Annotated in this window: 13 protein-coding genes; 3 read left to right on the top strand and 10 right to left on the bottom strand. The window is 49.3% G+C overall.

The window, feature by feature from the left end; translation table 11 throughout:
* Positions 1-1,725: an ATP-binding protein gene (locus tag H6F86_RS08165; protein ID WP_190447891.1), complete on the top strand. Its 1,725-nt coding sequence runs from the start codon at positions 1-3 to the stop codon at positions 1,723-1,725.
* Between the two features lie 162 nt (positions 1,726-1,887).
* Here H6F86_RS08165 and H6F86_RS08160 read toward each other — a convergent pair whose 3' ends face one another.
* The 6 genes from H6F86_RS08160 to H6F86_RS08135 all read right to left on the bottom strand — a co-directional run bounded on the left by H6F86_RS08160 (position 1,888) and on the right by H6F86_RS08135 (position 12,219).
* Complete coding sequence (locus H6F86_RS08160) at positions 1,888-3,969, bottom strand: VCBS repeat-containing protein (RefSeq protein ID WP_190447889.1); 2,082 nt, start codon at positions 3,967-3,969, stop codon at positions 1,888-1,890.
* A gap of 228 nt (positions 3,970-4,197) precedes the next feature.
* Positions 4,198-4,491, bottom strand: coding sequence for a hypothetical protein (locus tag H6F86_RS08155; RefSeq protein WP_190447887.1), 294 nt, complete (start codon positions 4,489-4,491; stop codon positions 4,198-4,200).
* A 398-nt stretch (positions 4,492-4,889) separates the two neighbouring features.
* Positions 4,890-6,866, bottom strand: a complete 1,977-nt coding sequence (locus H6F86_RS08150; protein WP_199305150.1) for a S9 family peptidase — start codon at positions 6,864-6,866, stop codon at positions 4,890-4,892.
* Between the two features lie 207 nt (positions 6,867-7,073).
* Positions 7,074-7,307, bottom strand: a complete 234-nt coding sequence (locus H6F86_RS08145; protein ID WP_190447886.1) for a Nif11-like leader peptide family natural product precursor — start codon at positions 7,305-7,307, stop codon at positions 7,074-7,076.
* Between the two features lie 187 nt (positions 7,308-7,494).
* Entirely contained in the window at positions 7,495-8,811 is a 1,317-nt protein-coding gene (locus H6F86_RS08140; RefSeq protein WP_190447884.1) for a hybrid sensor histidine kinase/response regulator, read from the bottom strand.
* 219 nt (positions 8,812-9,030) lie between these two features.
* Entirely contained in the window at positions 9,031-12,219 is a 3,189-nt protein-coding gene (locus H6F86_RS08135) for a GAF domain-containing protein (protein WP_190447882.1), read from the bottom strand.
* Positions 12,220-12,811: 592 nt separating this feature from the next.
* On the opposite strand from H6F86_RS08135, the gene H6F86_RS08130 reads away from it, so the two are divergent.
* Positions 12,812-13,609: a hypothetical protein gene (locus tag H6F86_RS08130; RefSeq protein WP_190447880.1), complete on the top strand. Its 798-nt coding sequence runs from the start codon at positions 12,812-12,814 to the stop codon at positions 13,607-13,609.
* A 40-nt stretch (positions 13,610-13,649) separates the two neighbouring features.
* On the opposite strand, the gene H6F86_RS08125 is transcribed toward H6F86_RS08130, so the two are convergent.
* Both H6F86_RS08125 and H6F86_RS08120 read right to left on the bottom strand, forming a co-directional pair.
* Positions 13,650-14,855, bottom strand: a complete 1,206-nt coding sequence (locus H6F86_RS08125; RefSeq protein ID WP_190447878.1) for a family 10 glycosylhydrolase — start codon at positions 14,853-14,855, stop codon at positions 13,650-13,652.
* Between the two features lie 432 nt (positions 14,856-15,287).
* Positions 15,288-16,124 (bottom strand): Npun_R2479 family HD domain-containing metalloprotein, encoded by an 837-nt coding sequence (locus H6F86_RS08120; RefSeq protein WP_190447876.1) that lies wholly within the window; start codon positions 16,122-16,124, stop codon positions 15,288-15,290.
* A 459-nt stretch (positions 16,125-16,583) separates the two neighbouring features.
* On the opposite strand from H6F86_RS08120, the gene H6F86_RS08115 reads away from it, so the two are divergent.
* Entirely contained in the window at positions 16,584-17,240 is a 657-nt protein-coding gene (locus H6F86_RS08115) for a sigma-70 family RNA polymerase sigma factor (protein WP_190447874.1), read from the top strand.
* 49 nt (positions 17,241-17,289) lie between these two features.
* On the opposite strand, the gene H6F86_RS08110 is transcribed toward H6F86_RS08115, so the two are convergent.
* Positions 17,290-17,829, bottom strand: coding sequence for an NUDIX domain-containing protein (locus tag H6F86_RS08110; RefSeq protein ID WP_190447872.1), 540 nt, complete (start codon positions 17,827-17,829; stop codon positions 17,290-17,292).
* A gap of 54 nt (positions 17,830-17,883) precedes the next feature.
* A complete protein-coding gene (locus H6F86_RS08105) occupies positions 17,884-19,587 on the bottom strand; it encodes a serine/threonine-protein kinase (RefSeq protein ID WP_190447870.1) in 1,704 nt (567 codons plus the stop codon).
* Positions 19,588-19,752: the final 165 nt, after the last annotated feature.

Below are 19,752 nucleotides of genomic sequence, written 5' to 3'. Positions count from 1 at the left end.
ATGTCGCCTCAAGTCAACATTCTTCTCGTTGATGATCATCCCGAAAATCTGCTGGCGCTAGAAGCGATTTTGGGCGACCTAGACGCAACCTTAGTGCGGGCAAACTCTGGTCAAGAAGCACTGCGGTGCCTACTCAACCAGGATTTTGCTGTCATTTTGCTGGATGTGCAAATGCCTGGTATGGATGGCTTTGAAACGGCAACGCTGATTCGTAGCCGGGAACGATCGCGCCAGACTCCCATCATTTTTCAGACTGCCTTTAGCACCAATGAACAGCTTATGTTCAAAGGCTATGCCTTAGGCGCAGTGGATTATCTGCTGAAGCCGATCGATGCCAGTATTTTGACCTCTAAAATCACCGTTTTCGTTGATTTGTTCCGAAAAACTGAAGCTGTGAAGCAGCAAGCCGCCCAACTCGCTGCTATCAATAATGAACTCAGCGAAAGTGAAGAGCGCTTTCGTTGTCTCAGCGCTTGTTCGCCTGCGGGCATTTTTCTCACTGATACGACTGGTGCCTGCACGTATACCAACCCACGCTTTCATGCGCTCGCCGACTGCAAGCTAGAGGAAACGTTGGGCAATCGCTGGTTTCAGCAGCTCCATCCAGACGATCGCGATCGTGTTTCTCACGAGTGGCAGTCTTACACCAGCGGGCAAGTGACGGAGTATGCCACTGAATATCGCTTCCAGCACCGTGATGGAACAGTTCGCTGGGTGTCTGCTCGTTCCTCACCATTGTTTTCTGACCTGTGCGAACTTACAGGCTATGTCGGGACGATCGAAGACCTGACTGAGCGAAAGCAGGCAGAAGAAGCTCGTGCCCAGGTGATTCAGGAGCAGATCGCACGGCGAGAAGCTGAGGCGGCAAACCGGATGAAAGACGATTTTTTAGCAGTACTGTCGCATGAATTACGCACGCCGCTGAACTCGATACTGGGCTGGTCGCGTTTACTGCGGGGTCGTCAGCTAGACGATGAGACGATCGTCCGTGCGTTAGAAACCATCGAACGTAACGCTCTGGCGCAAGCACAGCTTATCAATGACATTTTGGATGTCTCCCAGATTGTGCGTGGCAAACTGCGGCTGAAATGCCACGCGCTAAACCCACTTTTTATTGTAGAAGCGGCGATCGATTCGGTACGTCCACTGGCTGAGGTCAAAGCCGTTCAGCTTGAGTCAAAACTTGATGCAGACGTTGGGCAAGTTTGGGGCGACTCTGTACGCTTGCAGCAGGTCGTGTGGAATTTGCTGACCAATGCCATTAAATTCACGTCCGCCAACGATACGATTACGGTGCGATTGTCTACTGTGCCGCCATCGCTTACAGAAGGACAACAGCGCTCCGTCCAGATTCAAGTAAGCGACACAGGCATGGGCATCGAACCCACTTTTTTGCCGCACGTGTTCGATCGCTTCCGGCAAGCAGATAGCACCACCAGTCGTCCCCATAATGGTCTAGGTCTGGGGCTGGCGATCGTCCATTACCTGATCGAACAACACAAAGGTAGCGTACGGGCAGAAAGTCCGGGTGTTAATCAAGGAGCCACGTTCACTGTCACACTGCCGCTCTTAGACCCCACAACTGATGGCTCAATTATTGAACACAACGGCTATGTGAGCCAAGACACTAAGGTAGAGGCAAAGGAGTTAGAAGGAAATGGTGATAACGCCCCCAGCAATGCGATGCAGGCAATGCTAACAACGTTCCTTTATGCCGCCTCATAGCCAGAGCAAAAGCAAGTTGGCTTTAGGTTTGAACAGCAGGCAGACTGGAAGAAAGGCACATAATCACGACTAGCAATTTCGGCTAAGGATTGACCTCGACGCTTTCTAACGTTATTAGCTCCTGTGCCTATAGAAGCAACATTGCTTCCGACTCCTGATTACTTATGCATTAACCCCGTCAACACGATAACCGCTGTCTGCAAGTAGGGCATAGTCTACCTGACTAGGGGCATAGAGGCGATAGAGCCAGCCATACGACATGATCGATTCTACGCTGTCGGCAGGGTGAGAATAATCGTAGGTGCCTGTCACCGGGTTAGCGCCATCCTGGGATTGTAGTGCGACGTAGTTTCCACCATTGGCGGCTCTGGCATAGTTGCCCTTAAAAACAGCCGTCTGCGGTGTGGTGCGATCTTGCAAATTATAGCCAGTCCAGTTCAGCCCTACCAAACCCAGTACGTGCCCAAGCTCGTGCGTCACGACCTGATACAGTAGCCAGCCAGAGGGGTCATTGGCAGCCGAAAAGCTATTGGGATTGATCGCAATTTGTCCCACTCGTGGCATCACATCAGGGGAAGAAATCCAACCGCCAAACTCATAATCGGGTCCGCCAATCGCAGGTTCGTCACTACCACTGCTTTGATAAGGATTGACAAAAACCAGTAGATCATCAACGTAGCGTTTGCTGTTGAAGCTATAAGTGCGATCGCCAAAGCTTTCAAGTTTGCCGATCGTGCTGTCGAGTTGAAAATCAGTCCACTCATTTTCGATTCGCGTTGCCCAATCAGCAGCTGCTTTTTGAGCGATCGCCTGCTTTGCAGGAGTCCAAAAGCCAGAGGAGTCGTTGCGAAAATCCAAATCAATGTTGAAGTTATTGGGGTCAGGAGCATACGTGTTCGTCACGCGTCCCAATTCGTAGGCAGCGCTACCCGTAAAGCCACCGCTGAGAGCATAGCTCACTGTATTGCCTAACACTCGATCAACGCTAGAGTTATCGGCTTCAGCAAGGAACGAAACAGTTTGTGCGGTTCGCCAGTTTTGCGGCGTAAAGGTAAGGGTGTTTTGCGATCCGTTAGCGACCCTACCATCGGCATCCACCACTATGAAAGTACCCGTCGAAAACGTAAGAGTCACGTTTGCAGTGGGTGCTTGAGTTAGCTGAACTTTGAACGTCCCGACATCGCCTTCTTGTCCGCTAAAGGTGCGATCGCTAATTTTGACACGGCTTGGAGCGGCAAAGGTGTCCTGCAAGCCAATCTGCCAGTTTGTATCGCGAACAGACAGTATGGGTTGTGGTTCCTGGTTAGCAGCATACGTCAGGTTATTCAGCAGCCAAGCTTCATTCTCTCCGGAGGCAGCATTGTGCCACAGAAGATCGGTCTTACCATCACCATTGATATCCTCAGCACCCTGAACTTGCCAGCTCAAATCACTCTGTGATCGTAAAAAGGTTGTACTGGTGATCGTCGTACGATTCATTGTCCAGACAAAATTCTCGCCTGATAAGTAGTTGCGCCACAGAATATCTGACCGACCGTCTTGATTAAAGTCTGCGGCTGCCTGGATTCTAAGGTTATCCCCAATAACCGTGGGGAGAAATGTGGAGGTACGGAACGTAGCGCCATCTAGCGCCCAGACTGAATTTTCGCCTGTCGCGTAGTTGCGCCACAGAAGATCGGTCTTACCATCACCTGTGAAATCAGCCGTACCTTGAATTTGCCAGTTTAGATCTGCGACTGTGGGCAATAGAGGCAAACCTGAGCGCAGTGTTACACCATCCATCTCCCAAATCACATTCTGCCCAGTGGCGTAGTTGCGCCACACAATGTCCGTTTTGCCATCGCCTGTAAAATCACTTGCTCCTTGTATGCGCCAGTTAGGATCTTCAACAGGAGCCAAATAAGTGCTAGATAAGAGCGTCGTACCGTTCATGTACCAGACAGCATTTTGGCCCGTGACATAATTGCGCCAGAGCAGATCGGTCTTGCCGTCCCCGTCAAAATCAACATCAACCTTCGAGGGCACTGGTGATGCAGCAGCAGGAGCCGGAATCGCGGTTTGCGGCAACTCCAACTCAACAGTACTAGAGCCTGCAAGGCTAGAGCTATTGAAGTTTGATGTTTCCAGCCCACTAGCAACGCTCTCCAAACTTAGCGGTTGGTTAGTGGTTAGCGGTGCGGCTCCGTAATTCTGACTAAACGAAGGCTTTAAGCCGGACGTACTGCTGTCGCATTCGGCAAACATTTGGATAAAGCAGAAAATTATTGTTTCACTTTATACCGTTTTTACTTGTTAGTGTGCAATTTCGCCTAGATTGCAGCGCCATTTCTGCTCTAGCTTAAACATTCGGTAAAGTCGATCGAAAACGCTGTAAAGCATGCTACGCCTAACGATGGTCTATAGGCGGATCGGCAACGATGCCTGCAATCACAAGGCGGCTCCACTGAGTACAGCTTATTATGCCTGTATCATTTAGGTCATTATGCTATACCGAGTAAGAATACTCATGACTTCTCCAGGATTGGCACTTGGTAGCAGCGGACTCCACTCATGAACCTCGGCAAACCGCAGCCGATGGAGCGTCTGAATTGTACCAAGCACGCCTTGACGCGAACCGATGACCAAGATTCGTAGTGACTCACGATCGGATGTACGTTCAGGCGTTGCTTCCGTAGATGTTGTGTTGACTGGAGACTCAGAAGCTTTACTGGTAGGAACCTTACTGGTAGAAGCATTACTGGCAGAGACTAAAAAACTTTCAGGCATAGAGCGACCTCCAACGGTAGGTAAAGAACGTTGTATTAACCAACAGACATAAACTTTGAAGCTTCCTTTGAGCAAAGGCTTCGATTCATCTCTCATCCTTTATCCTTTTGCTCTAACTTTGCACCATAGATGAGGCAGCAAAGTTTGTAGGAGTAAACGGTAATTTACATTTACAACCGCTTTATTCGTAGCAGAGCACAAGCTGGCATTAAGACTAATTACAATCTACACGGTGGCGTATTAAAAGTCAAAAAGCTGACAGCAATCTGTGCGTAGTGCTTTGCAACTATAGTTTCAGCCGTAGAAATAGGTAGCAACTCCGAACGATCGCAGTGCCTGAATGGCTTAATTCCAATTTTTTCATCACTAACGGCTAACAGCCGATCGCCCACTCTTGTTTACTGACGGGCACCATCAGCGGTATCAGCCTGCAGCAAATAATTTTGTAAAAACAGCACCGTGGCGTAGAACTGGAAGTCGACATTCTTTTTCTTAGCAAAGCCGTGCCCTTCATCCTTTGCGACCAGCGACCAGACAGGTATATTGTTTTGACGTACGGTTGCGACAATCTGTGTCGCTTCGTTCAACGGTACGCGAGGATCGTTCTGACCATGAATGACAAAGAGCGGCTTTTTGATCTTTTCGGCGTTGTTAAGGGGCGAGATTTTGATCAGAAACTCACGCATTTTGGGGTCACGTTCATCGCCATATTCCACTCGTCGCAGATCTCGGCGATAACTTTCGGTGCGCTCTAAAAACGAAACGAAGTTGGAGATGCCAACGATGTCGATCGCCGCTCGAATGCGATCGCTGTAATGGGTGGCTACTGCCAGAGACATATAGCCACCGTAGCTGCCACCTGTTACTAAAATGCGATCGGCATCTAGAGTAGGCTGTGTGGCGATCCAGTCCAGCAGTGCCCCAATATCCTTGACCGAATCTTCACGCAAGTAGCCATTGTCTAGCTTCAAAAAGGTTTTGCCATAGCCAGACGAACCGCGCACATTGGGAAAAAGCAGCGCAACGCCCAGTTCATTGAGATAAAAGTTGTTACGCCCCAAGAAGCCCGGACGGTATTGTCCTTCGGGTCCGCCGTGAATGTTAATGACGACAGGGCGCTTGCCAGTAAAGCGAGCCGACGGGCGGTACAGAAAGCCAGAAATAGTCTTGTTATCAAAGCTTTGCCAGCGCACTAACTCTGGTTCCGAGAATGTGGCAGTGTTTAGCCCACCCGTTTCGCTTTCAGTCCAGCGTTCTACTGTGTTAGTTGCCACGTTTAACGAGTAAACATCAGCCGTCGATCGTGCCGAAATCAGCGTTAAGCCTAAATCCTGATTGTTGGGATGCCAGGAAAGGCTGGTGATCGCGCCCAGCGGCAAGGTTGGCAAAGGCAGTGTTTTTTGGGTTGCCGTCTCCAGCAGGTGCAGCACGCTGGCTCCATCTTCGTTAGTAACAAACGCAAGCCGTTTACCATCATGGGACAAGTCAAAGTCTTCTACATCCCACGGAATCTGGCTGGTCAGGTCGGTATAGCGGTTGCTGGCAAGATCAAGGTAGGCAAGACGCTGAAATTCTGAGCCGCGATCGCTAATCACATATAGCCCTTTGCCATCTTTGCTAAAAACGCCGCCACCATAAGCGACAGGTTCCTGCCCTTGCACAGTGAGCGGTTTCTTTGCGCCAGTGGTTGTATCGAACAGCCAAAGGTTGCTTTTGTTGATTGACAGAAACTCCAGCACTAAAAGCTGGCGATCGTCCGGCGACCAATCCAGCGGATACCAGCCGCCACCTGTCACTTCCGCTAGCAGACGATTAGACGGTGGCGTTTGCGGATCAATAATGTACAGGTCAGTGTCGGCACCATTACGGCGGGTAGACGTATATGCCATGCGATCGCCCGCTTGTGACCACACGCCACGACTATTTTTAGACCTGCCATCTGTGAGCAGCGTTACGTCTCCTGTGGCAATGTCATAGCGGTAATTTTGGTTAAACTCATTGCCGCCAACATCACGGCTAAACACGAAGTAGTTACCCTCTGTGGGCTGGTAGGTGGCGCCAAACGGTGCCTCAGCAAAGAACGTCAACTGCTTGCGTGCGCCTAGGGGAAACTGCACAGAATGGATCTGGGGAACATCACCAAAACGCGTGCTGATCAGCATGGCTCGCTTGGTAGGATGCCAGCTTGAAAGCCCAGCCGACCGAAACTCAGTGTAGCGGTTGACTGTTTCCACTAGCGCTGATGGAATCGCAGGAATACCCTCTGTAACCAAGTTTTCGTTTGGGGCAACGGTCGCTGCTTGAGCAAGGGGCATCGGCATCAGGCTGAAAACAGCTACCAGAATTACGGCAAAAAGCGATCGAACCAGTTGCATCAGACGGTCTCACCAAACGTTAAGCAGTTAGATAACAGTGACCGCACCTCAAGGCAAGCAGCGCTGAAGTCACGTTCTGAACAAAAACTCTGAACGAGCGATCGCACGACGGTTCTCAACCACTCTACACCCTGCAACATTTCGTTGGGCGCTCACGTTAAAGCCCCATGTCCACCGCCGAACCGAATGCCTGTACTGACGGACAGCTTAAACCCAGTTGACACCGCGTAGCCATTTCCATACGCCTGTACCACGCCTCACTAATACGCCCTGACTCTGTTCTTTAGCGATCGCCATCAGTTCGGCAGTTGTAAAGCTGTAGCCCAGTTGCTCTGTGATCTTCAAAAAATCATCTGGGTTTGTCACCCCTTCAAACCGATCACGTAACGTTTCATCAGACGCAACTGCCTCAAGAAACCGATTTGCACTTTCCGTAGACATGACCCAAGTCTCCTTCCGCTATGGCACCGCGAACCAATTTCGCGATGATGCTTACCGTTAATATTGCCCTCATTTTCGCTCACATTAGCGCGTACGACTAGGAAAGAAGTCAACACACAGTGAGTTGGGGCAGTAGGATGAAAAGCCGTGCGTAACTGTATGCTGATGGTCAGGCAAGTCTACACCGCTATAGCTTCTCTGCAAAGGTTATGGGAATAGTCATGCTAAATTCTGTACCTTCATTAGGCGTTGAGTCATAGCTAAGATGACCATTGTGCTTCTGCACAACAATTTGATAGCTGGTAGCAAGCCCTAAGCCAGTGCCTTGACCAACAGGTTTGGTTGTAAAAAAAGGTTCAAATAAGCGCGCCTTAGCTGACTCTGGAATACCAATGCCATTGTCTTGAATGCGGAGTGTAACAGTCTGTGCGTGACTTAACTCTGTACGAATCCAAATAGTGGGCGTTTGGTCAAGCCTTTGATTCGACGCTGTAGGGGAGCCAAATTTTTGCTCTAGTGCATCGATCGCATTGTTCAGTAGGTTCAAAAAGACCTGATTCAGTTCACCCACATAGCAAGTTACGAGGGGAATCTCGTTATAAACCCGCTTGACTTCGATCGCAGGCATACCTGCTTTGCCAGCCAGCCGATGCCCTAATAACAGTACGGTACTATCTAACCCTTCATGAAGATCAATTGCCTTAATATCCGATTCGCCTAAACGAGAAAAAATTCGCAGTGCTAAGACAATCGAGCTAACCCGTTTTGCCCCTGCCCGCATCGATCGAATAATGTTTTGCAGATCGGCAGCAACAAAATCTAGATCAGTTTCTTCCAAAAGAGTTTGTACTGCTGGCGATGGCTCTGGATACTCCTGCTGGTAAAGGTTAATGAGCTGAAGCAGCCTCTCTATGTGTTCATGAGCCGGATTGAGATTGCCGACAATAAAGCCAATGGGATTATTCAACTCATGGCAAACACCAGCTACTAACTGCTCCAGACCAAGCATCTTCTCTTTACGAATAAGTTGAGCCTGCATCTGCTTCAAATCAAGCAGTGCTTGTTGAACCTGGCTGTTCTTTATCTGTAGCTGTGATTGCAGTTCTTGAATCTTGAGATGGGTCTGAATGCGTACCAAAACATCTTCAAACTGAAATGGTTTAGTAATGAAGTCGATCGCCCCAACCTGGAACGCTTTGACTTTATCAGTCACCTCATCCAAAGCACTTAAGAAGATGACAGGCACCATTGCTGTTTTTTCATCAGCTTTAAGCTGCTTACAAACTTCAAACCCGTCCAGATCGGGCATATTAACATCTAGCAAAATTAAATTTGGAGGAGCAGCTTGGGCAGCCGTAAGCGCCATTTTACCGTTAAGAGCTTTACGAACCTGATAGCCCTGCTGTATCAACATCGCGGCAAGAAAACGAATATTTTCTGCGGTGTCATCAACAACGAGAATATCAGCAGTTTTTGAGGTAGCTTGACTAAGATTAAATTGCATGACGCTGCTCTTTCGTTGCAAGGATGCTCGTTAACATTCGTTTTAAAAGATGCTTTTGCCTAATCAGCGTTGGCATCTAAAAGGATAACGTTTTCGTTTACGAGCGTTGTCTAAAGAAATGATTTGATCACGCCTTTTAACCCAGTGTCTAGATAGCTTAATAGCGAAGCCTTACTAAAGGCTTGTCACAAAACCTTGTTTAAGCAACCTCTGCAAAGGTTAGGCTAAATCGCCAGTGCCGATTGCATCAGCCAGAGCAATAAGTGTCAAAATTTGATCAAACTGAAAATTTTCAGCTAGCTGAATGAGCGATTCTTTTAAGGCTACTTGTGACGCTGGCATTTGCTCTAGAAGCTCAAACATACGCGAGTCACTGCCTTCTAATGCTGCACGCTTTAACTGTACTCTCCATGTTTCTGGCAACGTTGCCAGAACCGTCTTCAAACTATTAGCTTTAGACGCATTAGTTTGTGCTAGATGTTCAGGTTTCAGGGGTGTACATGGCTCACGCTGGAGTGTTGCTTGATCGCGATCGGCTGCTTCATGCTGATACTGTATGCCCAAATGTTGACTAATTTTGCTAAAGAGAAGATGCCGTTGAAAGGGTTTGCTAATAAAGTCATCACAACCAGCTCCTAAAAACGCCTGCCGCTGTTCTTCAAAGGCGCTAGCAGTCAGCGCAATAATCACCGTTTGGTCGATCTGAGCATCGGCTTTAATGCGTCGTGTTGCTTCAACCCCATCCATCACCGGCATGCGCCAATCCATAAAAATTAGATGCGGTTGCCACTGCTTGCAAAGCTCGATCGCCTCCTGCCCATTATCAGCCCACTTCAATTCAAAGCCTGGTATGTGCAGCATTTCTGAGAGCAAATAGCGGTTTGTGACATTATCTTCAGCAATCAGAAGACGATAGGTTGGTTGACCAGCAGCGACCCCAACGATCGTTTCAAGCGGCGGCGAGACTGGAGTAGCAATTGCATCGACATAATTGATTGGAATTGCAAACGCAAACGTACTGCCCTGGTTCAGTTCGCTAGTGACAGTGATTTCGCCACCCATTAAGTGCGCAAATTTTTGGCTGATTGCCAATCCTAAACCAGTGCCCTCCGAGGCAGATAAACCGGCTCTCGTTTGTTCAAAGGGTTTGAAGAGCTTTTGCTGCTCGTTGGGTGCAATGCCTGGGCCTGTATCCTGAACTTCAAAGTGCAGCAGCATTGCTTGTGCTTCAGGCGAGGCGATCGCACCAGGGAGGCTGTTGGTCGTCTGCTGTTCATCGCTACCGTAAATCCTGAGCGTGACACTACCCTGCTGGGCAAATTTAATGCTGTTGCCTAACAGATTAAGCAATACCTGTTGCAGTTTACCTTCATCAGCAATTACATCTTGGGGCACAGTATCTGAGCAAGCAAAGATAAGCTGTAAACCTTTGGATTCGGCTCGTAGTCGCAGCATATCCTCTAGATTGTGCAAGAGGTGGTGCAGGTTGAAGCGATTGACATCCAGAGCAGTCCGTCCCGCTTCAATTTTGGACATTTCTAACACATCATTAATCAGCTTCAACAGGTGAGCACCGCTGCGGTTGATAATGCGGACGTGTTCCTGCTGCGTCTGGGTTAGCGACGAGTCGCATGCCATCAGTTGAGTAAAGCCCAATACAGCGTTAAGGGGTGTGCGTAGCTCATGGCTCATATTTGCCAGGAATTCGCTCTTAGCGCGGCTAGCAGCATCGGCAGTTTCTTTCGCCTGTCTCAGTGCAGCTGACTGTTGCTGCGTTTGAGCAAACAGTTCGGCTTGTTGCACTGCTACCCCAAGCTGGCTGCTGATTTGAGAAACAACCCGAATTTCTGCATCTTGCCACTGGCGGGGAGCAGTGTTTTGATAGGTTGCTAGAAGTCCCCAAAGCTGGCTGCCGCAAAAAATCGGCACGATGACATAGGCACGCGCTTGCAGCGTTTCGAGCAGTTCCAGGTAGCATGGGTCAAAGCCAGCTGCGTAAACGTCAGGCACAGAGCAATAACCAGTCTTCTGACGGAAGCGCCCGCCTTCGTTTCCTTGCAGGTACGTGTCTTGAATCAAGCTTTCGGTGCCATTGAGCCGTTTGACAACGCAGTTTGGCTGATCAATAGCAATCTTTGCTAACTCTGGATCGTCTATGCGAAACGGCACGATCGCTTTCCAATCTGCTGCCACCGATTCCGCAACAACATTGCCGCTCCAGTCTGAGTTAAAGCGATAAATGAGGGCACGATCGCACCGCACTGCTTGCCGCAATTCCACTGTCGTAGTGCTAAAAACATCGTCCAGATCTAAACTCTGGCGCATCCGCAGGATGATGCGAGTGGTGACACGTTCCCGTTCTGCCATCCGCTGCAACTCTGCTTCTGCTGCAATGCGTTCCTGAATTTCAGCTTCCAGTGCTGTGTTGATGTCAAGGAGTTCAGTCGTGCGTTCTTCTACGCGAAATTCTAGCGCTTCATAGGCTTCTTTACGGGCTTGCTCTAGCCACTGGCGCTCAAGTTCAGCCGCCGCACGGGCAGCAAACACTTTAAAGAGGGCATTTTTACTTTCGTCTTCTGCTAGAGGCTTGGTGTGCAGCAAACACAAATTACCAATAACACGACCCGATGTACCCAGTAAGGGCATCCCCAAATAGCTCTCTGCCTGCATCGCTTTGACGATAGCTGAGTTGGGAAAACGCTGCTGCAAATTATCTGGGTAATGACAGAGTTGAGCACCTTGCACAACAACACTGCAGGGGTTACCTGCCATAGTCAAGGTGCAATGCTCTCCAATTGGTTGATCAGTCCATGCAGCCAGAACTCTAAGCTGTTCAGGCGGCTCGCCTAGTGCTTCGGAGATGATCACGTGAGGTACATCCAGCGCGATCGCCAAATGCTTGACCAGTGCGGGAAAAAAGTCTTTACCCGTAGCAGAAGCAGTGCCAGTCACAATATTCCGCAGCACTTCTTCTGCCCGGTGCCGTTCCAGGATTTCAACCTGTAGTTCTTGGTTCAATGCTTCAAGGGCGTCGGGTGTTTTAAGCGCGAGAAATTGGGGTAGCAGGTTCACAAGCTGCAATGCGGTGTAGCAAGAGACTAAAGCTGTCAGCGCCCGCACGCCGCCCGTTAACCAATAAGCAGGATGCCACAGTGTCCAAATATCAAGCAAGTGTCCGGTGCCGCAAAGCACAATGAAGACACCAAACATGGCAAAGACAAAGGAGAAGGGGATGTCTTTCCGCTTGTTGATAAAGTAAACAAGCATTATTGGGATGGAGAAGTAGGCGATCGCAATGAGCGCATCACTCACCACATGCAACCCAACCAGCGATGTTTGCCAGAGGTAGCATTGCCCATGAGGCATATAACCATCAGGCGAAAGCAAATTTTTGAGAAATTCCAGCATTGTTTCTACAGCGTTCTTACAGCCACAACCTGTCCCCGATCGCAAATGGTAGCCAAACCTGAGCACCCATCAAGAAAATAATTCGGTTGAGTTCACATCGCGATCCATTCGCTAAAGCGTTGGAATCTGCTTTAGAAGTGTTATAGGCTACACAGCACGGAGTATCAGGCAGCACATAGGATGAACTACCTATGGTATGTAGTTAAAGAGCGCCAGCATAATGAAGCCCCTGTGTAGAACTGCCAGAGCGTCTATCTTGCAGAAATTTTCAAAGGCGTAGTCCTTATAAGACCAACCCTGTTGCTGCCGAAGACTGTACCTAGCAAGCTCAGAGATACTTGTATCGCTACAAGCGCCTCAAAGAAACGCTAAATATGCAGATTGCTAATCTCTATTGTGCCCATCTCTTCGTAAGAATGCTTGGTTTTACAGGCTTGATCCGATTCTTTAAAGAATTGAATCGTAATAGTTTCGGGCAAAATACTGAGTCGTATCAATGATCCCGAGCTAGCTGGGCACACTAGAAAGTGAAGTAGGTTTTCGCTCGCGTTTGCCTGCTTGTTCATTTAGCGTTGGGACGCCTGGCTGCGCTATGTCTGCACAAAAAATTCAGCTCGAAGCGCTTCAAAAAATTCGGCAGCATATGCAGCACGGATTCGCACTGCCCACCTCAGAAAATCAACCACGATCGTGGTCTTCATCTAGCAACGAGGCAGAACTCCCAGAACCAGATTCCCTTAGCGATCTAGGCGATCTGTTTACGTTTGGGGGCTCGATGGCAGAGCCGACGCATGCGCCAAATAGCCGTGGCGAATGGTTTATCAGCACTGCAAACCCTGGTGCAGTACTCATGAAGCTGCCAGGACTGACGTTAAAGCCAGCGGTGCGACTCGTCGGCTATTTACATCGGCAGCCAGAAGCAGGCATTGGAGTCATTTGGGCGGTGCCAGAGCCGTTAAGCACCACTGCCCACCTGGAAAAAGCGCTAGCAGCCAGCAGCGATCGTGCCCATCCTCCCCGACCCGAAGGCGCGTTCGCTAACCTGATGGAAGCTGTACAGGGCGATCGGACTCCAGCATCCTTTATCATTGCCTCGCTTCTACAGCGCGAATTGAGAGAATTTGGGCGATTGGGCAAAGCCTGCAATTGGTCACACCATCGCCTCATCAGCGCCCCACCTGCTCAGATGCAGTGGCAGTGGCAGGTAGAGCCGCCCAAAGACCTATCGCCTAAAGTACGGGTCTTTCCTGATGGCAGAGCCGTGATCGAGTTTTTTAGCTGCCGTGTTGTACCGCCCATTACGCTCTTTCAGCACCTTGATCAGTATCCCAGTACCCATTATGGGGCGGCGGTTTCAGACCGAGCGATCGCTGTAGCGAAGCGAGCCTAACAAGGTGGTATAAGTGCCGTACAGCAGTTTTGCACTCGCCTTAGTTACTGATTGGGGTGAATTTCTTGACAAGCGCAGCCGTTTCTTCGGGTTTTCCAGAAGAGGGAAACAAGAGCACACTCTTAATTTTGGTGTTATTAACCAGTTCCTTCAAACGATATAACTGCTGATCTGAAATAGCGACTCCCGCATATTGCTTGGCATAATCCAGTTCCTGGTTGAAATTGGCATCATTGTACGTTTGAATAAAAACGCGATCGACATTCCAATTTTGCCAATCAGCCGCAAAATAACGCTTGCCCCAATAGGGGTTGTGATGGCAAAGATCAAAGCTAACAGAGGGGTTAGCTTTCTTCATCTCAGCTCTCATCTGTCGCACAAACTTAGTCAAGCGGTCAGTGCGATCGACCTTGCCGGGTAAGCCAGCATGGTAGCCCAGGTAGTCATCCCACTGCACAGCATCAATAGTTGGGTACTTTTGGACAAACTCTACTGCTATCTTTCTGAAGAAATTAGCAACTTCTGGAATTTCCATGTCCAGCACATAATGATCAATGCCAGCGTAGGTTTTATCAACGCCAGGCACAAGCCATCGTTTAGAGATTGCCAGGTCAAAGATCGGACTATTTTTATCGATCTTAATGCCCTTCTCAAAATAGGCATGTACTTGCATACCCTGCTTGTGAGCCTCATCAATCAGCCAGTTTAACCACTGATCTTGAAATTGATTAGGGCAACTTTTGTAGCCCAATATCTGCTGCATAACATCGCTGTTATACATTGTGCAGCCGTTACCCCATACTCCATGAATAATTGTATTAATGCCTTGATCGCGATAATAACGCACTCGCTCACGGATCATTTTTTCACTAGCATTATTAGTAGCTTGATAGCGGCTTAAGTAGATACCTCTAATTGCTTTTCTCTCCCAAAGAGTTTGAGGTGATGATCTTTTTTTGAGAGTTGCTGATACTGGTGAAGCTTGTGGCTTAGTCAGTCTAACAGCAGGGATTTTAGAGGGGGGAGCGTTGGTAACTGCTACAGGCTGACGGGGCGCTGGAGCTAATACAGGAGCAATAGGTGGTTGGGTAGTAGTAGCTGGCTCTTGAGCAGCAGTCAAAAATTGATTGAGCTTTGAGCGATCGATCTGTGTGAAGCCCCAATAGCCAATGCCTAACACAACTAGGATGAATGAGATTGGAATACTTGAACATCCACATCCACTATTTTCTTTTTTAGATGGCATAGCAATGCTAATAAAGGTTCAACAAGTAAAAGAACTAACTTTTACGCGATCGAGACAAACTATAGTCACTGTTGCGAGGTAGCAGAAGGAATCACTTAGGGCTTAGGTGCTACATTAAGCTACTTCATTCCATCACGCAGTTCCGCATTGCGTTCACTTGGTTTACCTTTATTTTTCCCAAGTTGCTCTGCTTGCTATGCAGTTGTTGCCTTAAATTTGGGAGAGCCTCACAAGGCTGCTAAGAAGCAACAGCGTTAGCGACCAATTGCCCCACCCAGTACAGATTAGGTGGGGATTATGCAAACAAATTGAGTGGTCAAGCTATCTAGCCATTAAAGACTTCATGATGAATGCTATAAGTACGATCGCTCTAGCTTTACGGTTAAGCAAGGGCATCCTTCAATCCAGAAGTGTCAATCAGTTACCGTTTCTTTAATCTTCTGGCTGCTCATGCTCGATCACAAACACATTGGAGTAGAGATTCGCTACAATCTGCTTTCCTTGCTGCGTTAGAGACAGGTAGTAGAGTGCATCTTTGATGTACGGAAACACACCATGCCAATAAAACTTGGGATAGTTTTTGCGGAGATCGCCGGGATGCCGATAGCCGAGAGCTTTATTAACACCCGTTTCTTCAAATTCGTAGAACAGTGCGCCGATTTTCTTTAAGTAGCGAGGATCGCTAAGTTGCCCAATCAGGTCAGAGGCGCGAATTAAGCCAGGATAGTTAATGGTGTCTTGATGATCTTCGGCAGCAGGAACAGGAAAGCGAGTTAGTTCGATATTGCGCTTGACCAGTTCGGCATCAATAAGTTTATGTCCGCCAAAGCGCTCTTCGATAAACAGCTTGGCACGATCGACGTGATACGGTGTCAAGCCTGCATCCGAGGAGCCAGGTGGCAGATTCACCATACTGTCGTCTTTGCCCGTTGCATACCTCCCTTCGCAATCTTGGCGGCAAACGCCCTTCACGTAGCCGATATCATGGCAAACGAGCGAAATGATGAAGTGCAGCCAGTCTTCGCAGGAAACACCACCCATGCGAATGTGCCTGCCGCGCAAAATCTCCTGCCCGACCAGCGTTACTAAAATGGAATGCTCAACGTTGTGGTACAGAGCATCACTGTTGGCAATATTTTCCATCGCCATCGAGCCAACCCAACCAATGATGTCTTCATAGTCAGACTTCCAGCCTCCGTAAGTGCGGCGATAACCTTCCTTGAGTTTCTTAACGAAGTCTTCGATGAGAAGTTCAGTAGCGTTGAACATACTAGCAACTTGCTTGAGTTAAAGGCGTTGGGGAAAAGATACAGCAAGCAATAGCCAGCATAGTTAGGACGAGTAGGGCGTTGCCTCCACACGCTGCTCCTAATGCCCTAACCTTTTTGGCGATAGCTATCGATAGACGCGAGGAACTCTAGAAACTTTTATACAGGATGACGTGGCAGATGCTGAACATTCAACTAAACTCAGTGAGCTTCTTCATGTATAACAACTCAGACTGATTAATGGACTAAGCTCCTACAATCGCCAACAAAAGACATGAGCTTGAATACAGCGATCGCGCAGCTTCTAGCAACAAAAATTGACAGTTAGACAAGTGGCACCTAAATCAGCGGCGATCAACCCTGTAACTTCTAACCTGAGAGTAATGCGAGACCCGGACAAACTGAACGAGTGTTGGTGGCTGGCAGCAATTTGGTTGAGTTATTTGGGTGAGGTTTGTCAATGGACTCATATCTGCCTGTATCCTGGTCATCAGTTACGGCAATGATCCCTCAAGCATTGGTGTCAGTAAAAGACCTATCCAACCACGATCTAGTTCTGCGCTGTCAGGCTGATCATCGTCCCGATAAAGCGGCGTTCGCTGAATTGTTGCGACGCTACCAGTCTCACGTTGAAAAAGTGCTTTACCACCTCGCACCCGATTGGCAAGATCGGGCAGATTTGGTGCAGGAAGTTTGGATTCGAGTGTACCGTAACATTCGGCGGCTCAATGAACCGGGCAAGTTTCAAGGCTGGTTGAGCCGCATTGCTACCAATTTGTTTTATGACGAACTGCGGAAGCGCAAACGTCATGCCACCCCCTTATCCCTAGATGCGCCCATCACCTTTAGCGATGGCGAAATGGATTGGGAAATTGCGGCTGATACGCCAGAGCCAGACGAAGAATTGAGTCGGCAAGAATTTTATGGGCAATTGCAAGCGGCGATCGCTGATTTGCCAGAGGTCTTCCGCACGACGATCGTTCTCCGCGAAATCCAGGGCATGAGCTACGAAGAAATTGCCGAAATCACTAAAGCGTCTCTGGGCACCGTCAAGTCTAGGATCGCTCGTGCCCGTCAGCGCTTACAGCTTCAGTTACAACCCTATTTAGACGAGTAAGTATTCAGTTACAACCCTAGTTCGCTGGGTCTTGTTTAGCATTGCTTCCCTACCATTGCAGGTCATGCACGACTGTTAGTAAGGCTCGATCAAGTTCGTCATCAAGGCTGAGAACACCCTCTAGTTCGTTGGGTTCGACCCATTGCCATGTGTCGTATTCATCCGATCGCAACTTAACCTGCTCTTTCTCCTCTAACGTCAGTTCGATTTGATATGTGATATTCACGCTATGAGAGCCGTGATATTGAGGGGGCTGATGGCGAACCGCGAAACAAGTAGAATAAACGCCAACACACTGAAAGCGGGTAGCCTCTAAATTTTCCAGGTTAGCTTCTTGCCATGCTTTTCTGACAGCTGTAGCTTTTGGTTCTTCGCCTGCTGCCATTCTGCCACCCACAATCCACCAGGACGATCGCGGCTTGGCATTTCGCTTTGCCAGCAGCAGTTGGTTCTGGTAAGTGAAAACTAGATCCACACAGGTAAACACCAAAAAGTCGAGTGCCGTACTGTAAGCGGCTTCTGGCATCCGATCGTCAGGAGCCACAGGATTAAGCCGTCCCGCTTCCTGGAAGTGTAGAATATCGCGCATGACTGTGTTTAGAGGCGTGTAAAGAACTCCTCTACTGTGTCATAAGGAACTGCGTTATAAAGAGCGGTTCCCGTTCGTGTCATTGCCAGAAGTGGGGCGGGGTAGCTTGGTAAGTGGTTGGGCTTTGGCAGCACTTAGTTGCTCATCTGCGATCGCATACCAGACTTGCCCAAACGTGCGCGGATTCAGCGCCTTACCCTTTTGATCAGGAAACAGTTGCCAAAAGCGACCATCTGCCAGTGCATCCAACCGTGGGCTCTTTTTAGCACCCGTTTCGCCTAACGTTGCCAGCCATTGATCATAGTCTCTACGGCGATAGCTACCGAGTTTCTGACGCGATTCCGGCTTGAGGGTTGACAGTTTGTCCATGATGCTGCTGGCGATCGCGTTCCATTCTGTGCGTAGCTTGGCTTGTTCTGAATTGCCGAGGCTCTGTGATCGCAGTTGGGGATACTTAGCGTAAAACGCCTCATCCACCAGGTTTGTGAAGAACTGAAAGTCAATGTTGAGCTGACGACGGCGATCGCGCAAGGCGTCCTCTGAAACAGCTTTAGCGCTAGGAGATGGGCTTGGCGAGGCAGCAGGCTCATTCGGCGAAGCAGCAGGACTCACTGCCACTGGTGACGGTGAAGCCGCAGATTTGGCAGTGGGCTGTTTATGCGGCAAGAACCGCCAGGCGATCGCAGCGAGCAGCAGCACCAAACCCACCACCATCGCGGTAGAAGCACGTGGATCACCGTTGCCCTTCCGCTTGGGACGTAAACGCTTTTTGGGTAAGCGAGCGGGGAAGGGTTGTAAGGCATCGCTCGCTTCAGTTGCTTCGGGCGTGCTCTTTGTAGGTAAATGAGTGGGGAAGGGTTGTAAGGCATCGCTTGCCTCAGTTGCTTCGGGCGTGTTTATTGGTGCGGCATCAACAACAGCGGTTGCCAGCAATGGCTCTAAGATATGTGACACCTGTGCGGCTGAAGCAAGCCGTTTTTTGGGCTGGGGATGCAGCATCTGGCGCAGCAACCGCGTTAAGGTTGGGTTTACTGCCACCAGTGGTTCCCAGTCAAGCTGCTGAGTCTGGCTGTTATAGAGTGCTTGTGGCATTTTGCCTGTCAAGAGGGCGATCGCGGTGACTGCTAAAGCATACAAATCACTAGTAGGGTCAGCCTTGCCGTGAAGTTGCTCTGGTGGCACAAAGCCCCATTTTCCTAAGGTCTCGTTGTGATCAAGGGGATGAAGCTGCAACTGCGTGACTAGTTCTCGCACCAGCCCAAAGTTAATCACGATTGGCAACTGGTCTTGCTGCCGCAAAATTAGCGTATCGAGCGACAGGTTGCGATGCACCACTCCGCGATTATGCAGATAGGTCAGCACTGGCAACACTTTGAGTAAAAACTGAATGACTTCTGCTTCGGAAAAACATTGCCCCTGTGCTTGGCGCTCGCTCAACAGCACGCCGTAGCTTTTGCCTTCCACATAATCCCGTATCCAGTAGAGCCGCCCATCTTGGGCAAACATCATGCGGAGGCGGGGCAACTGCGGGTGCTGAAGCTCATACAACCCTGACACTTCTTGATGAAAACGCTGCCGCAAGCTTTCTACCACCGCAGGATCTTGCTGCACTGGCGTAAATTCTTTAACGACACAAAGTTCGTTCAGCCGCTTTTGGTCGCGTGCCAGGTAGGTTTGACCAAATTTACCTTGGCCCGCTGCACCAATGAGACAGTAACGGTTTTGAAGCAGAGTTCCAGGAGCGATCGGAGGGCGCATGGCAGTGTTGGCTTAACGTGGGCGATCGACAAAACGGGCAACAGCTAAAAAGGTGCTAAAGCTAGCTTTCGGACGGAGGTAATGCACTTTTTTTTGCTGCAAACAACCACAGGCAAGGCGCTTAAACAGCAAAACCTGGAGCCGTTGCGGTCTAGATGTTAGCCC

The sequence above is a fragment of the Phormidium sp. FACHB-592 genome (assembly GCF_014695795.1).
In the GTDB taxonomy this organism is placed as follows: domain Bacteria; phylum Cyanobacteriota; class Cyanobacteriia; order Leptolyngbyales; family Leptolyngbyaceae; genus Stenomitos.
The sequence above is the reverse complement of the archived record's forward strand: the minus strand, read 5'-3'. Positions and strand labels throughout refer to the sequence as shown.

Excerpts from the sequence above, each read along its gene's own strand:
- H6F86_RS08165 (WP_190447891.1), top strand. The coding sequence starts at position 1 with ATGTCGCCTCAAGTCAACATTCTTCTCGTTGATGATCATCCCGAAAAT.
- H6F86_RS08160 (WP_190447889.1), bottom strand. The coding sequence starts at position 3,969 with ATGTTTGCCGAATGCGACAGCAGTACGTCCGGCTTAAAGCCTTCGTTT.
- H6F86_RS08155 (WP_190447887.1), bottom strand. The coding sequence starts at position 4,491 with ATGCCTGAAAGTTTTTTAGTCTCTGCCAGTAATGCTTCTACCAGTAAG.
- H6F86_RS08150 (WP_199305150.1), bottom strand. The coding sequence starts at position 6,866 with ATGCAACTGGTTCGATCGCTTTTTGCCGTAATTCTGGTAGCTGTTTTC.
- H6F86_RS08145 (WP_190447886.1), bottom strand. The coding sequence starts at position 7,307 with ATGTCTACGGAAAGTGCAAATCGGTTTCTTGAGGCAGTTGCGTCTGAT.
- H6F86_RS08140 (WP_190447884.1), bottom strand. The coding sequence starts at position 8,811 with ATGCAATTTAATCTTAGTCAAGCTACCTCAAAAACTGCTGATATTCTC.
- H6F86_RS08135 (WP_190447882.1), bottom strand. The coding sequence starts at position 12,219 with ATGCTGGAATTTCTCAAAAATTTGCTTTCGCCTGATGGTTATATGCCT.
- H6F86_RS08130 (WP_190447880.1), top strand. The coding sequence starts at position 12,812 with ATGTCTGCACAAAAAATTCAGCTCGAAGCGCTTCAAAAAATTCGGCAG.
- H6F86_RS08125 (WP_190447878.1), bottom strand. The coding sequence starts at position 14,855 with ATGCCATCTAAAAAAGAAAATAGTGGATGTGGATGTTCAAGTATTCCA.
- H6F86_RS08120 (WP_190447876.1), bottom strand. The coding sequence starts at position 16,124 with ATGTTCAACGCTACTGAACTTCTCATCGAAGACTTCGTTAAGAAACTC.
- H6F86_RS08115 (WP_190447874.1), top strand. The coding sequence starts at position 16,584 with ATGGACTCATATCTGCCTGTATCCTGGTCATCAGTTACGGCAATGATC.
- H6F86_RS08110 (WP_190447872.1), bottom strand. The coding sequence starts at position 17,829 with ATGCGCGATATTCTACACTTCCAGGAAGCGGGACGGCTTAATCCTGTG.
- H6F86_RS08105 (WP_190447870.1), bottom strand. The coding sequence starts at position 19,587 with ATGCGCCCTCCGATCGCTCCTGGAACTCTGCTTCAAAACCGTTACTGT.